Source organism: Stenotrophomonas sp. (assembly GCF_050737575.1).
In the GTDB taxonomy this organism is placed as follows: domain Bacteria; phylum Pseudomonadota; class Gammaproteobacteria; order Xanthomonadales; family Xanthomonadaceae; genus Stenotrophomonas.
On sequence record NZ_JBOHXW010000004.1, the window covers coordinates 160,291 to 174,469 of the forward strand.

Below are 14,179 nucleotides of genomic sequence, written 5' to 3' on the forward strand. Positions count from 1 at the left end.
GCATGGAAACCCTCTCGCTGGCGCTGTCCCTGCCGTCGCAACAATTGGCCGAACTTGAAGCGGCCTACGCGCAACCGCCGCGTGCGTATCACAACTTCGCGCATGTACAGGCGTTGCTGCATCACTACCGCGATGTCGCTGATGGCCCGGGCTGGAAGCAGCCGCGTGAAGTGGCGTTGGCGGTGCTGTACCACGATGCGATCTACGAAGCCGGGCGCAGCGACAACGAACTGCGGTCCGCGCAGTTGGCCGTTGCTGCGATTGGGCAGTGGCTTCCGGACGCCGGCGTGGATGCGTCACGCGTGGCCGAATTGATCGAACTGACCGCCCGTCACGGGCAACTGCGGGCAGAAGAACTGGACGCCGATGCGGCCTTGTTCCTGGACAGCGACATGGCCATCCTCGGCGCGCCGCCCGCAGTGTTCGATGCCTACGACCGTGGCATCGCCCAGGAATACAGCGGCAAGGTGCCGGGATTTTTGTTCCGCATCAATCGGCGCCGCTTCCTGAAAGGCGTGTTGGCGCAGCCGCGCATCTTCTTCAGCGACTACTTTCATGAACGCTACGACGCCGCGGCACGCGCCAATCTGCGCCGCATCACCAGCTGAGCGGCCCAGGTTGGCTAAAATGCGCGCCACCGTGCTGCCGAGCCGGCCCGTGTGGCCAGTGCAATGAATCCAATCCCCATCGTCGACCCCGATCCCCGTCCGCAACCGCCTGAGGAACCCGGCCCCAACGAGTGCTGCGGCAGCGGCTGCCCGCTGTGCGTGCTGGACCTGTATTCCGACGAGCTGGGCCAGTACCGGTTGGCGCTTGCGGCGTGGAAGTTGCGTCACCCTGACGCGGCGGATTGATGCGGGCACGCGACGCGGCGGCCCCGACATTTCTCCCGCGCCGGCAGGCGTAGGCTTCAGTTTTCCACTCCTGAGAGCTCATCCATGGTGCGTGCGTTGCTGGGCATGATGGTGGCATTGGCCGTGCAATCGGCACCAGCGCTGGCCGCCGAGCAGGTCAGTCACGGCCGTTTTGAAAACGTGCCGGTGCACTTGCCCAAGGGTTCGCCGCAACGTGTGGTGTTGTGGTTTTCCGGCAACGACACGCCTGCGCAACGACAGGCACGGCTGCAGGCGCTGCGCGACGACGGTGCGATGGTGGTGGATATCGACACCGCGCATCTGCAGCGGGTGCTGGCCAAAGAAAAGGGGAGCTGCGGTTTCTCTGCCGGTGACGTGGAAAATTTCTCGCGCTACGTGCAGGCCTATTACCGCGTGGCCACCTATCGCCTGCCGATTCTGGGCGGTGATGGCGCAGGTGCCGCGCTGGCGTATGCCGTGGCAAGCCAGGCCGCGCCGCAGGTGTTTGCGGGCCTGTTGACCGACAGTTTCTGCCCGCAATGGAGTGCGGGAAAGATGACCTGCGGCGATGCCATCCATGACCGCGCGCTGCTGCCGCAGCCACTGCGTTTCCCGTGGCTGACTGCTGCAGGTAACGGCAGCCATGCGTGCTCCGCGGCTACCGTGAACGCCTTCGTCGGCGCGGTGCCGTTGGCGCGCCAGTTCCAACGCACGCGCAGCGGCAGTGCATTGCCGGGGGAAGTCGCAGCTGCGCGCGTGTTGGGTGCGCAACAGGGCGTCAGCTTGCCGCCGGTGCCGCAGGAACTGGACGGTCTGCCGTTGGTGGAAGTGCCGGCAAGCGGGCAGGGCGATACCTTCGCGATCTTTGTTTCCGGCGATGGCGGTTGGGCCGGTCTGGACAAGGAAGTTGCAGGCGCGTTGGCGCAGGCGGGTGTTTCCGTGGTCGGCGTGGATTCGCTGCGCTACTTCTGGAGCGAACGCACGCCGGCCGGTTTTGCAGCGGATCTGGATCGCATCGCGCAGCATTACGCGCGCCGGTGGCAGCGCCCGAAGTTGCTGTTGGTTGGCTTTTCACAGGGCGCCGATGTATTGCCGGCGGCCATCAATGAATTGCCACCGAGTACCTCGTCAATGCTGCGCATGACTGCGTTGATGTCGGCCGGCACCAACGCCGATTACGAATTCCACGTCAGCAGCTGGATCGGTGGCGGTGCCGACGATGGCCTGCCGATCGCACCGGAAGTGGCGAAGCTGTCGCCGCAACGCACGCTGTGCATCTACGGCGCGGATGACGACGGCGCGCTGTGCCCGCAGCTGCCGGCAGGCGGCGCGCAGGTGGTGAAGCTACCGGGGGATCATCATTTCGAGGGCGACTACGCCGCGCTGGCAAGGGTGATCCTGCAGCAGCTGAAGGAACCGGCAAAACCGTAGTTGCGGCTTGAATTCCCGTACCGCCGCATTCCCCGTTCCCTGTTCCCCACTCCCAGCCTCTAACGCTGCGGGTCCAGCGAGATCAGCCGGGTGACATCCAACAATGCTGCGGGCAGATGCATGCCGCCGGGGGCGGCGAGGTAACGGGGGCGCCAGTCCGGGGAGAATTTCGATTTGAAGCGCCTCAGTCCGCCGAAGCCATAGAAGCGTTCACCGTGGCGCGCCACCAGCGTGGCGAATCGGTTCCAGCGGCCAGCCAGCCGGTGGTCGGCCAGTCCGGTAAGCGGCGCCATGCCCAGCGAGAAGCGCGTATAGCCGTTGGCTGCGCCCCACAGAAACAGTTCGATGAACAGGAAATCCATCGTGCCTTTCGGCGCGTCGGGCAGGTGGCGCATCAGGTCCACCGACAACTCATGCCCGGCCGGTGCCTGCCAGACGTTGGCGAAGGCGACGATGCGGCCTTCGGCCTCGACCAGCGCGACCGGGAAGCGGCACAGATAGGCGTCGTCGAAATTGCCCAGCGAGAAGCCTTTCTCCTCGCCGGATTTTTCTTCCAGCCAGCCATCGGAGATGGCGCGCAATTGCGGCAACAGCGGCGGCACCTCTGCCGCTTCCACCAGGCGAAAGCTCAATGCCGAGCGCTTGCCGCGATTCCACGCTTGCCGCAGATCGGCGCGGGTGCTGCCGGTGAGGCTGAAATTCTGCAGCGGCACCATCGCTTCCTCTCCCAGTTTCACCAGCGTCAGGCCGAGGTCGAGATAGGTCTGCCAATACTTGTCGCTGGTCTGGTAGAAGACCGGACGCAGACCGAGGCGGTCGGCTTCCTCGCGGAATTTCCAGATCAGATCGCGTGCAATAGCGGGCGGGCCGACCGGATCGCCCATCGACACCAGCGAGCCGCCGTAGCGCTGCATCATCACGAAGCCATCGCCGTGTTCGCTGCGCAGGATGGCCTTGTCGCCGGTCATCGACAGGCAGGCTTGGGTGTCGTGTGCCTGCGCCAATACCGGGCGCAGCAGTTCCAGCGTCTCGCCGGTTGGCGCAGGCAGCGGACTGCGGGTGCTGTGCAGTAGGCGCGCCAGCCCGAACACGATCACCACCACGCTGATCAGCAACAGCGCACGCAATGCGCGCGGTGCGTTACCCGAGGTGGCGAACTGCCACCACAGTTCGTTCTGGTATTCGACGTGGCTGTAGACAAAGAACAGCAGCCACACCGTGGCCACCAACACCAAGGCGACATTGCGCAGCCACGGCCACGACCAGGCTTCATCAAGCAGCGCGCCTTCGCGGTAGAACTCGCGCCGCGCCGCCCACAAGGCAATAGCGACCAGCGGCAGCGTCAACGCCACCAGCGCGTGACCACCGCGCAGCCATGCCGGTATCGGCAATGCCACGCATAACGCCAACGCAATCAACCACGCAACGTGGCTGCGCCGCTGCAAGCCCTGGCCGATCAACAGCAGGGCAACGCCGCCGAGGCTGCCGAGCAGGTGTGAGGTTTCCACCAGCGGCAATGGCGCGGGCAGGATGCGGTGACGCGGCACCGGCAAGGTGCCGTCGATCACCAGCAGCGCGCCGACCGCGAACACCGCCAGCGCGATGATCTGCGGCAGCCACGGCCGCAATGCACTCCATGCCGCGCCCGCACCACTGCGAAGCGGGCGACGCACGCTGGCCACCGCCGCGAGCAACGCCGACAGCAGCAGCGGCAACAGGTAATAGGTGACGCGGTAGGCCACTGCTGCGGCGAGGATGGCCGCCGGCGCAATCTGCGGCAGCAGCTTGAGCAGGCTCCACTCAAATACACCCAGACCGGCCGGCACGGTGGAGATCAAGCCGGCCACGACCGCCACCAGATACAGCCCGACAAATCCAATAAAGCCGATTTCCGCCTGCGCAGGCAGCAGCACATAGAACGCGGCCGATGCCAAGCTCAGTTCGACCACGCTCAGTGCGGTGACTTCCAGCACCGTGCGCCGGTTGGGAATCCAGATGTGGTGCGTGCGCCAACCGATGCTGTGCCCGTGCCTGCCGACCACCGCCAGCATCGCCACAAACAACACCAGCATGCCGATGCCCAGCGCACGCACGACGGGGATGGTGATCGGCAGGGCGCGCGCTGCCGCGTCGGGTTCCAGCCACATGGCCAGGCCCAGCAGCAACCACGCGCCGAAGATGAAACCCAGGGTGGACATCAGCACCACCTGGCCGATCTCGGCCAGGCTGAGTCCGGCCCGACCGTAACTGCGCAGGCGGATGGCGCCGCCGGTCAATGCCGCGAACCCAAGCGTTTGTCCGGCAGCGTGGGCGAGGAAGGCGGTGATGCCGATGCGGCTGACAGGCAGGCGCTGTCTTGCGCGGCGCAGGCCAATGGCGTCAAAGCCAATCAGGCAGGCGTAGCTGACCATGCCCAGCAGCGTCGCCATCAGCAATTGCGGCCATGACAGCCCCTTCAACGCCGTGCGGATCTGATGATAGCCGTGGTCGTCAAACTGCCCGGCCAGGGCATGCAGTGCCAAGCCCATGACCGCCAGCGTGATCGCAATGGCGATGAAGCGGCGCCAGCCGGCAGTTTTCTGGTCCGGTACGGCGGAAGGAGCACTCATGCGCGGCGGTGACGGCTGGAGCGCCGGTGTCGGCGCGGGTCGCCAAGACTATCGCCAGTGCGTGACGGCGATGCAAAGCCGCTGCTGTGTATTGTTTGTTCCTTCAGCCAACCAAGGCCCGTCGCTGCGCCTAGACTGGCCGGATTCCACATTGGCGGCGATGTATCGATGCAAACCACTGCGCACCCTGGACAGCGACGGGCACGGGCAAGTCTGGCTGTGGCCATGCTGGCGCTGGTTTCGTTCGCGATCTGCGCAACCTGGCTGCAATTCGCACGCGCCGATCTGGATTGGGCGTGGGCCACGTTGAGCCTGTACCTGCATGGCCCGCACGGCCTGCTGCTGCGCGTGGCGTATTGCCTGCTGGCCTTGGCCATCGGTTTGCTGGCGTGGACGTTGTACGCGCAGGCACGCGGCGTGGCGCGTCGCGGCTTGCCGCCTGCGTTGTTCACCATTGCCGGATTGAGTTTGGCCACGGTCGCCATTGGTGACAGTTGGTTGCCGGAGCGTGCGCCGTTGCTGGCGCCGCTGGTGCATGGCGTGTCGGCGCAGACCGCGTTCCTTTGCGTGACCGTGGCGATGCTGCTGCAGGCCTGGTGTTTTGCCCGCGACCCGCGCTGGTCACCGCTGCATCGCTGGGCGTGGTGGTGGGCGTGGCTGACCTTCGTTGGTCTGTGGGCGCATGTGCTGTGGCGCGAAAGCCCACGCGGGCTTGGCCAGAAGCTGGTGATCGCACTGGTGGTGGGCTGGCTGTTGATGGTGGCCATTGCCGCGTGGCGGCGGCTGCACAAAGAACCAGCTGAAACTTCCGGTTCGGGTCACAATGGCCGCCACATCCAACCGAGGGAAACGCCCCCATGATCGAACGTTTCGATACCGGCCCGCGCATGTCGGAAATGACCATCCACCACGGCGTGGCCTACCTGGCCGGCCAGGTGCCTGAAGACACCAGCGCCGATATCGTCGGCCAGACCGAACAGGTGCTGCAGGCCATCGACGATCTGCTGCGTCTGGCGCCCACCGACAAGACCAACATCCTGCGTGCGGAAATTTTCCTCGCCGATATCGCCGACTTCCCCGGCATGAATGAAGCCTGGGACAAGTGGGTTCCGAAAGATGCCACCCCGGCCCGCGCCACCGTGCAGGCCAAGCTGGCCAACCCGGCGTGGAAGATCGAGATCGTGATCACCGCTGCGGTGCCGTAAGCGGTCATTCGGAATGCCCCGGAGCTTGTGACGTCCGGGGCTGTCCAGCGCGTGATGGTGCCTGGTCAACGATCCGCGGGATCGCGCCCATCCACGCAATTGCAGTCACACCGGCTTCGCGGCTGAGGCCGCGCCTACCGATTAGCGCTGGTGCAGTTCGATGCAATCCACCGGACACGGTGGGATGCACAGCTCGCAGCCGGTGCACAGATCGGCCAACACGGTGTGCATGTACTTGGCGCCGCCAACAATGGCATCCACCGGGCAGGCCTGGATGCATTTGGTGCAGCCGATGCAGTCGGCTTCAACGATGACCGCCACTTGAGGGGGTTTGTGTTCGCCGCGGCTGCGGTCGAACGGCACCGCGACAACGTTCAAGACATGCGCCAACGCGCGCGCACCGGCATCGCCGCCGGGCGGGCAGTGATCCACGCCGGCTTCGCCACGCGCCATCGCCTCGGCATACGGGCGGCAGCCATCAAAACCGCATTGCCCGCATTGGGTTTGCGGCAGCAGTTGGTCCAGGCGTTCGACCAGCGCGGCAATCCCTTCTCCCTTTGAGAGAAGGTGGCGCGCAGCGTCGGATGAGGGTTGAGTCGTCATTTCGTAGTTCTGCTGTGTGCCCTCACCCCAACCCCTCTCCCGGAGGGAGAGGGGCTCAGGACAGGCATTTGCCGCGATACCAGCGCTCATGCGCCAGTGCCAGCATCGGTTTGTCTTCACGGCTGTCGCCGTAGGCGTGGATGCGCTGGAAGCGGCTCAGATCAAATTGCTTGCGGATGTGCACCACTTTGCGCGGCCCACAGTCGCCGTCGGCGTAGCGGCCGGTGAAGCGGTTGTCCTGCACTTCCAGCGTGTTGCAGATCATCTGCAAACCCTGCGCATCGCACCAGTGCTGCAGGTACAGATCAATCGAGGCCGAAACCACTGCAACCGTGTGCCCCTGCGCCTTGTGCCACTGGATCTGCTCCAGCATCTCCGGCCGCACCATGCCGGGCAGGTGCTCGCGTGCGTAGTCGCGGGCCATCTGGGTGATTTCGCCGGCATGGCGACCGGTGAAAACCTGCGAAGTGACACGGCGGCGGATGCGTTCGGCCGAGATCAATTTCAAGCGATACGCCAGCAACCACGGGCCGATCCGCCACCACGCCTGCGCGCGCTGTTCCGGCGTGGCCACGCGCCGCAGAAAGCGGCTGTACGTGTCACAGACGGTGATGGTGTGGTCGAAGTCGAACAGGGCGAGGTGCATGGGGGGCGGGGAGCGGGGACTGTGGGGTTGGGGAATGAAGGGTCTGCTTGCGTTTTAACGAGGTCGGATGACGAACCTTCAACAACAGCTCAGTGAACCATCAGTTGCGATGCAGCCACGTTCCCTGTTCCCTATTCCCCAATCCCAGCTCAAGCATTACCTAACCGGCATGCCCGGCAATGCGCCCGCATCGGCATCCAGCAGGGCAAGCGCGCCGCCGTCGAAACCGGCCGACAGGATCATGCCTTCGCTCAGGCCGAAGCGCATTTTGCGCGGGGCCAGGTTGGCGATGAACACCACGTTGCGGCCGACCAGCGTTTCCGGTTCGGCGTAGCTGCCACGGATGCCCGAGAAAATCTGGCGCTGGCCCAGATCACCGGCGTCCAGCAGGAAGCGCAGCAGCTTGTCCGAGCCTTCGACAAAACCGCACTCCAGCACCTTGCCGATACGCAGATCGAGCTTGGCGAAATCGTCAATGCCGATGTACGCGGAGGCTTCACCGTCGGCCTTGGCTTCCGGCTTGGCCTCGACCTTGGCCGGCTTTTCAGCCTTGGCAGGTTTGGCTTCAGCGGCGGCGGGCGCGGCGGCGAGGGTGTCCTTGGAAGCGTCGGTCATTGCGTCAATCATCTTGGGGTCGATACGGGTGAACAGCGGCATATAGGTAGCGATGCTGTGGGCGGTGAGCGGCGTGGCGATGTCGTCCCAGCCAAGCACCGGGGCGTTGAGGAACGCCTCGGCCTGCAGCGCGGTGGCCGGCAGTACCGGCTTGAGCGCGGCCACCAGCACGCGGAACAGATTCAGGCCCTGGGTGCAGACCGCCTGCAGTTCGGCATCGGCGCCTTCTTGCTTGGCAATCACCCATGGCTTGGTGTCGTCGATGTACTTGTTGGCTTCATCGGCCAGCGTCATGGTCAGGCGGATGGCGGCGGCCGCGTCGTTGCGTTCGTAGGCCTCACGCACCGGTGCCAGTGCCGCGATGAAGCGGTCGTACTGGGCCGGATCCGGCAGCACGTCGGCCAGCTTGCCGTCGAAGCGCTTGGCGATGAAACCGGCGCAGCGGCTGGCCAGGTTGACGAACTTGCCAACCAGATCCGCGTTCACGCGCGCGGTGAAGTCGGTCAGGTTCAAATCCAGATCGTCAACGCCGCCGGAGGACTTGGCCGCAAAGTAGTAACGCAGCGCTTCCGGTGCCAGCCCGGCATCCAGATAGGTGCGAGCCATGATGAAGGTGCCGCGCGACTTGCTCATCTTGGCGCCGTCCACGGTCAGGTAACCGTTGACGTGCAGCTTGGTCGGCGCGCGCAGGCCGGTGCCGTGCAGTACCGCCGGCCAGAACAGACCGTGGAAGTTGACGATGTCCTTGCCGATGAAATGATGCAGTTCGGTGCTGCTGCCGGCCGCCAGCACGGCGTCGAAGTCGTCGCCGGTCTTGGCGCACAGGTTCTTGAAGCTGGACAGGTAGCCGATCGGCGCGTCCAGCCACACGTAGAAATACTTGCCGGGTGCGCCGGGGATTTCAAAGCCGAAGTAGGGCGCATCACGCGAGATATCCCACGCACGCAGGCCGCCTTCGGCATCCAGCCATTCGGCCAGCTTGGCCTTCACGCCGGGCAGGGCGACGTCGCCGGTCAGCCATTCGCGCAGGAACTCCTGGAAGCGGCCGACCTCGAAGAAGTAATGCTCCGAATCGCGCATTTCCGGGGTAGCGCCGGAGACCACCGACTTCGGCTCGATCAGGTCGGTCGGGCCATAGGTGGCACCGCAGACTTCGCAGTTGTCGCCGTACTGGTCGGGCGACTTGCACTTGGGGCAGGTGCCCTTGATGTAGCGGTCCGGCAGGAACATGCCCTTGGCCGGATCGTAGAACTGTGCGATCGAGCGACGGCTGATGTGGCTGGCGGCGTCGAGCTTGCTGTACAGCGCCTCGGTCAGCTCGCGGTTGGTGGCCGAGTTGGTCGAGTCGTAATGGTCAAAATCCACGCCGAACGCGGCAAAGTCGCGCTCGTGGCCGGCCTGGACGTTGGCGATGAAGGCTTCCGGGGTCACGCCAGCCTTCTCGGCAGCCAGCATGATCGGCGTGCCGTGGGTGTCGTCAGCGCAGACGTACCAGACCTTTTCGCCCATCATTCGCCGCGCACGCACCCAGATGTCGGCTTGGATGTAACCCACCAGGTGGCCGAGGTGCAGCGGGCCATTGGCGTAGGGCAGGGCGTTGGTGACTAGGGCGTTGCGGGTCATGGCCATCATTTGCAGCGAGGGAACGCCGGATTATCGCACGCCGGAAAACAGGCAGCCCCGGCAGTGCCGGGGCTGGGGTGACGCGAGCACGGAGCTGGATGTGCTTCCTTCTCCCGCAGGCGGGAGAAGGTGCCCGAAGGGCGGATGAGGGGGGAGCTTCTGACTTTGTATAGCTAGAAGCTTCCCCTCACCCCAACCCCTCTCCCGCAGGCGGGAGAGGGGCTTTAAAGCGGCTTACTGGTCGCGCAGCCAGGTCTGGGTGCGGCAGATGAAGGCGATGCAGCCGGAGACTTCCAGCTTGCGGCCGTTCTCCACCAGGGCGATCTTGGAGCTGTAGGTCTTGCCCTTGGCCGGGTCCAGGATGGTGCCGTTGGCCCACTTGTTGGTGCCGTCCGGGCGCAGGTTCCAGAGGATGGTCATGCCTGCGATCGGCTTGCCCTTGTTGGCGCCATCGCACTTGTCACAGACCGGATTCGGGCCTTGGGCGGACTGCAATACCTGCAGGACCTTGCCGCTCAGGTTGCCGTTGGTGGCCTGGGTGATTTCGACGATGGACTTCACCCGGCCGGTTTCGTCATCAATGGTTTTCCAGCGGCCGGCGGCGCTGTCCGAAGCGCTGGCGGAGAAGCCGGCGGCCATCAGCGGCAGGGCCAGCAACAGGGTTTTGATCGTGGTGCGCATTCATCCCTCCCAGGGTGTGTTTCGGTTGCCGGCGGCGCCGGTACGCTGCCGAATGTAACGCCATTCGACGCCGTACGGAATCCGCGGTGCAGCAGATTCAAAGCAGTTTGGGCGTGGGAATTGCAGCCATGCTCGAGTGCTCCCTCCTCCCGTGCGTGGGAGAAGGTGCCCCAACGGGGCGGATGAGGGGGGCTTTGGCTGTTGCTTCTTTGGCGCTTCCGCTGAAGGAAGGCAAAAGCCAAACCAGGAGCTGCCCTCACCCCAACCCCTCTCCCATGAATGGGAGAGGGGCTTTGAGCAGGAGCGTTGAGCAGGAGCGTTGAGCACATGCCTACTGCAACGTCACCCGCTTGCGGTTGTCGGCGGAGACGCGGTCGATCAGTTTGTTGTACGGGTCGAATCCGGCTTCGTCCGGCTTCTGGTCGACGGTCACGGTGATGGTCGGCGAGCTGGTCGTGATGTGGTGGCGCTGCAGATACAGCACCTTCTCATCGCGCTCCTTGCCCGAGGCGCCGCTGGCAAACACGGCGACTTCGATCCAGTCGTCCAGCGCGCCGGCGGTCTCCTTGCCCACGCCGTCGGCGTAGCGCTTGTCGGCGTGCAGTTGCAGGGTGACGTCGTAGCGGCCGTCACTGCGCTTCCTGGCGGTCGCTTCCACCACGCGGTTGTCGTAGAAGCTGATCTTCTCGAACAGGTCGGTGATCAAGGCCTGCTGTTCGGGCTTGGCTTCGGCACGGATGAACTCCAGCAATTCGGCCGAGGTGGTGTACGGCGGTTGCTGGAATGCCTTGGCCTGGATGAAGCGGTTCAATGCGCGGTTCAGTGCTTCTTCGCCCATTTCCTCGCGCAGGCGGTAGAACACCACCGAGCCCTTGCGGTAATGGATGTATTGCTGGTTCTCCACGCGGTACAGCGGCAGTTCTTCGACGTCCTCACCGCCGCGCCCGGACAAATAGCTGTCCAGTTCTTCCTTCAGGAACTGACGCATGTGGGTGCGCCCGTATTCCTTCTCCATCACCATCAATGCCGAGTACTGCGACAGCGACTCGGACAACACGGTGGCGCCCTGCACGTTGGCCCCGATGATCTGGTGCGCCCACCATTGATGCGCGACTTCGTGCGCGGTGACATAGAACACGTAGTCGATGTCGTTCTTGTCACGCAGGTCGGCGATGAAGCCGATGGATTCGGAGTACGGGATGGTGTTGGCAAAACTCTGGGCGAACGACCGGTAGCCCGGGAACTCGATGATGCGCACCTGGCGGTGCTGATACGGGCTGAAGTTGGCTTCGTAATAGGCCAGTGATTTCTGCACGCCCTCGATCATCCGGTCCACGTTGTACGGATGCTTGGGGTCGTAGTAGATCTCGATCGGGATGTCCTTGTAGGTGGCTTTCTTCACCGCCCAACGCGCCGACAGATACGCATAGAAGTTGAGCATCGGCCGGTCCATCGCGTAGCTGAAGCAGCGGCGGCCGTCGCGTTCAAACTCCTTCTGCAGATAGCCCGGCGCCAGCGCAATCTGGTCTGGCGCAGTGCAGACGGTGGTGCGGAAATCCAGCCAGTCCGAATCGTTGGAGATGTAGGTATTGGCGCGTGCGGCTTGATCCTCCAGCTTGGGCATGCGCGTAGGTTCGCCGAGGTCACGCTTGCGGCGCTCGTTGCGGTCGCTGATCTCAATGCCGCTGTCATAGCCAAACGACGGCAGCACGCGGCTGTTGAAGAAGCTGCCGTTGTCGACGATCTGGCTCTGCGCCTGGTCGGCGGTGATGCCGTTGGGGTGGATGTCCACGGTGAAGGTGATGTCGCGTTCTTCGCCGGGCTGCAGCGGTTTATCCAGCGTGTAGATGCGGTAGCCCAGTTCTTCATCGTGCTGGGTCAGCTTGGCGCCGCCCATGTCGATGGCCGTCAGCGTGGGGTCGTCGCCCATCGCCACGTGGATGGCGGGAATCGCCGCAGCATGCGTGTTGCGCACGCGGTAACGGCCATCGATGCGCACCGACTGGTCTTCCGGATGCAGATCGACGTTGTTGTCGATGGCGATGATGCGCGGCTGCGGCAGATCCTTGTACTTACGGTACTCACGCTCGTAGCGGGCCTGGCGATCCAGTGACTGGTCCGGCGAGACGAACTCGTTGCGGATGTTGGTGCTCCAGTACAACCAGCCGGCGCACGCCACGAATGCCACCAGCGCAACCGCCAGCGCCGCACCGAGCTTGCCGCTCAAACGATGGCGCGCAAGACGCAGGCGTTGACGCCAGCCCGAATCCACGCCGCGCACCCACAAGGCGGCGCACAGCAGCAACAGCACCAGCAGGAACAACGCCCAGTACCCCTGGAACACGAGCTGGCCGGTCAGGAAATGGCCGTAACCATTCATGTCCGAATACGGCGCGATGGGCCAGCTGCCGAAGTTGTAGAGGTTCTGCGTGTAGTCGAGCATGCCCAGCACGGACTGCCCGATCAGCATCAAAATCAACAGCGCATAGCCGAGAAACTTGTTGTTGCTCAGTACCTGCAGCACCAACGCCATGCCGCCCATCAGGAGGTAGACCACCGAATCCAGCGACAGGGTTTTCAGGTACAGCAGCGGTTCGATCTGCGTGTAGCCCTTGCTCAACTGGATGATGATGGCGGTGAGCCCGCCCACGGCCTGGAATGCAGCAACCACCGCAACCAGGGTGAGGAACTTGCCCAGCAGCGGCACCCAGTTCGGCACCGGCATGGCATTGCTGATGCCGTCGATGCGCGCGCTGCGTTCACGCCAGACCAGCTCGCCGGCATAGAACAATACGATGATGATCAGCAGGAAGCTGTAGCTCTGTTGCAGTGCCTCCAGCATCTGCGAGGTCACCGGCCAACTGGGCGTGCCGTACATGGTTTTGCGGAACAACGCGCTGGGAATGAAGTTGGCCATGCCCAACGCCAGCAGCACCAGAAACGGCGCGCTGCGGAACACACCGATCGCATCGAAGCTCACCTGGCGCAGCAACTGCTTCCAGCCGGTGGCGAGGTTGAACACCGGCGTGACCTTGGGTGCGACCACGTTGGGACGCGTACTGTCGCTGGTGGCGACGGCAGCGGTGTTCTTGCGACGGCTGCGGCCGGTGCCACTGCGCTCGGTGCGGAACAAGGCGAAGGTGGCGGCGAACAGTGCACCGGTCACCGCCAACCAGAGCACGCGGTTCTCCAACAAATAGCCGGTGAAGGCGGGCAGGCCGGTGTTGCGCTCTTCGGCCGACCAATAGCGCATGGCCTGTGACATCGCACGCATGCCCAGCGGATCGAGCAGCGAGGACAGGCGCTGGTTGTCGATGTCGACCAGGATGGCGCGGCTGACGCCGTACAGCACGAAGAACACGATGACGCCGATGTACACCCACAGGATGTTGCGGGTGGTTACTGCCAGCACTGCCAACAGCGCGGTGGTGAACAACACATTCGGCAGCACCATGTACACGAACGACCACAGGTACGGCTGCAACGACACCGGGCCGAGGCGTGCGGCATCGATCCACGGCATGAACTGGGCGACGAACAGGCCCGCCGCGATGATCACGTACATCAACAGACTGGCGAGCAGCGCTGCGCCGAGGCGGCCGAGCAGGTAGTCGCGGCGTTTGATCGGACTCGAGAACACCAGCTCGGCCGTACCCGGTTCAAAGTCACGCAGCAACGCATTGCTGACGAACAGCGTGACCACCAGCAGCCCGAGCAGGGTGAAGGAGGTCATGAGGGTGGCAACCACCGACGGTGCATTGCGATGCACGTTGCCGATGCTGCCGCCGATCTGGATGGCGTCACTGGACGCGGCACCGAAGGCGAGCAGGGCGAACAGCACCGCAAGCAGCCACAGCAAGGGAGAGCGGAGCTGCTCGCGCAGCTCGAAGCGCAGGAAGGCGAAGGTCATGG

The 14,179-nt window shown here is 64.2% G+C and carries 11 protein-coding genes; 5 read left to right on the forward strand and 6 right to left on the reverse strand.

Going from position 1 to position 14,179, the window contains the following annotated elements:
• The first annotated feature begins 2 nt into the window (after window positions 1–2).
• The 3 genes from ACREP4_RS09275 (at window position 3) to ACREP4_RS09285 (ending at window position 2,285) form a co-directional block, all read left to right on the forward strand.
• A complete protein-coding gene (locus ACREP4_RS09275) occupies window positions 3–608 on the forward strand; it encodes an HD domain-containing protein (RefSeq protein WP_431595897.1) in 606 nt (201 codons plus the stop codon).
• A gap of 63 nt (window positions 609–671) precedes the next feature.
• Window positions 672–854 (forward strand): oxidoreductase-like domain-containing protein, encoded by a 183-nt coding sequence (locus ACREP4_RS09280; RefSeq protein WP_431595898.1) that lies wholly within the window; start codon window positions 672–674, stop codon window positions 852–854.
• Window positions 855–938: 84 nt separating this feature from the next.
• Window positions 939–2,285 carry a virulence factor family protein gene (locus ACREP4_RS09285; protein WP_431595899.1) on the forward strand — a complete coding sequence of 449 codons (1,347 nt, stop codon included), beginning with the start codon at window positions 939–941 and terminating at the stop codon, window positions 2,283–2,285.
• Window positions 2,286–2,344: 59 nt separating this feature from the next.
• Here ACREP4_RS09285 and mprF read toward each other — a convergent pair whose 3' ends face one another.
• Window positions 2,345–4,894: a bifunctional lysylphosphatidylglycerol flippase/synthetase MprF gene (gene mprF, locus ACREP4_RS09290; protein ID WP_431595900.1), complete on the reverse strand. Its 2,550-nt coding sequence runs from the start codon at window positions 4,892–4,894 to the stop codon at window positions 2,345–2,347.
• Window positions 4,895–5,119: 225 nt separating this feature from the next.
• Here mprF and ACREP4_RS09295 point away from each other — a divergent pair, with 225 nt between their 5' ends.
• Together ACREP4_RS09295 and ACREP4_RS09300 are read left to right on the forward strand one after the other, a co-directional pair.
• On the forward strand, window positions 5,120–5,755 hold the full coding sequence (locus tag ACREP4_RS09295; protein ID WP_431595901.1) for a DUF998 domain-containing protein: 636 nt from the start codon (window positions 5,120–5,122) through the stop codon (window positions 5,753–5,755).
• Window positions 5,752–6,099 (forward strand): RidA family protein, encoded by a 348-nt coding sequence (locus ACREP4_RS09300; RefSeq protein ID WP_431595902.1) that lies wholly within the window; start codon window positions 5,752–5,754, stop codon window positions 6,097–6,099. The genes ACREP4_RS09295 and ACREP4_RS09300 overlap by 4 nt, the downstream gene beginning before the upstream one ends.
• Window positions 6,100–6,240: 141 nt before the next feature.
• Here ACREP4_RS09300 and rnfB read toward each other — a convergent pair whose 3' ends face one another.
• The 5 genes from rnfB to ACREP4_RS09325 all read right to left on the reverse strand — a co-directional run bounded on the left by rnfB (window position 6,241) and on the right by ACREP4_RS09325 (window position 14,177).
• Window positions 6,241–6,702, reverse strand: a complete 462-nt coding sequence (rnfB, locus tag ACREP4_RS09305; RefSeq protein ID WP_431595903.1) for an Rnf electron transport complex subunit RnfB — start codon at window positions 6,700–6,702, stop codon at window positions 6,241–6,243.
• A 55-nt stretch (window positions 6,703–6,757) separates the two neighbouring features.
• Window positions 6,758–7,348: an HAD family hydrolase gene (locus ACREP4_RS09310; RefSeq protein WP_431595904.1), complete on the reverse strand. Its 591-nt coding sequence runs from the start codon at window positions 7,346–7,348 to the stop codon at window positions 6,758–6,760.
• Window positions 7,349–7,504: 156 nt separating this feature from the next.
• A complete protein-coding gene (metG, locus tag ACREP4_RS09315; RefSeq protein ID WP_431595905.1) occupies window positions 7,505–9,586 on the reverse strand; it encodes a methionine--tRNA ligase in 2,082 nt (693 codons plus the stop codon).
• Between the two features lie 234 nt (window positions 9,587–9,820).
• Complete coding sequence (locus ACREP4_RS09320) at window positions 9,821–10,267, reverse strand: DUF2147 domain-containing protein (protein WP_431595906.1); 447 nt, start codon at window positions 10,265–10,267, stop codon at window positions 9,821–9,823.
• Between the two features lie 331 nt (window positions 10,268–10,598).
• Entirely contained in the window at window positions 10,599–14,177 is a 3,579-nt protein-coding gene (locus ACREP4_RS09325; RefSeq protein WP_431595907.1) for a M1 family aminopeptidase, read from the reverse strand.
• Window positions 14,178–14,179 lie beyond the last annotated feature (2 nt).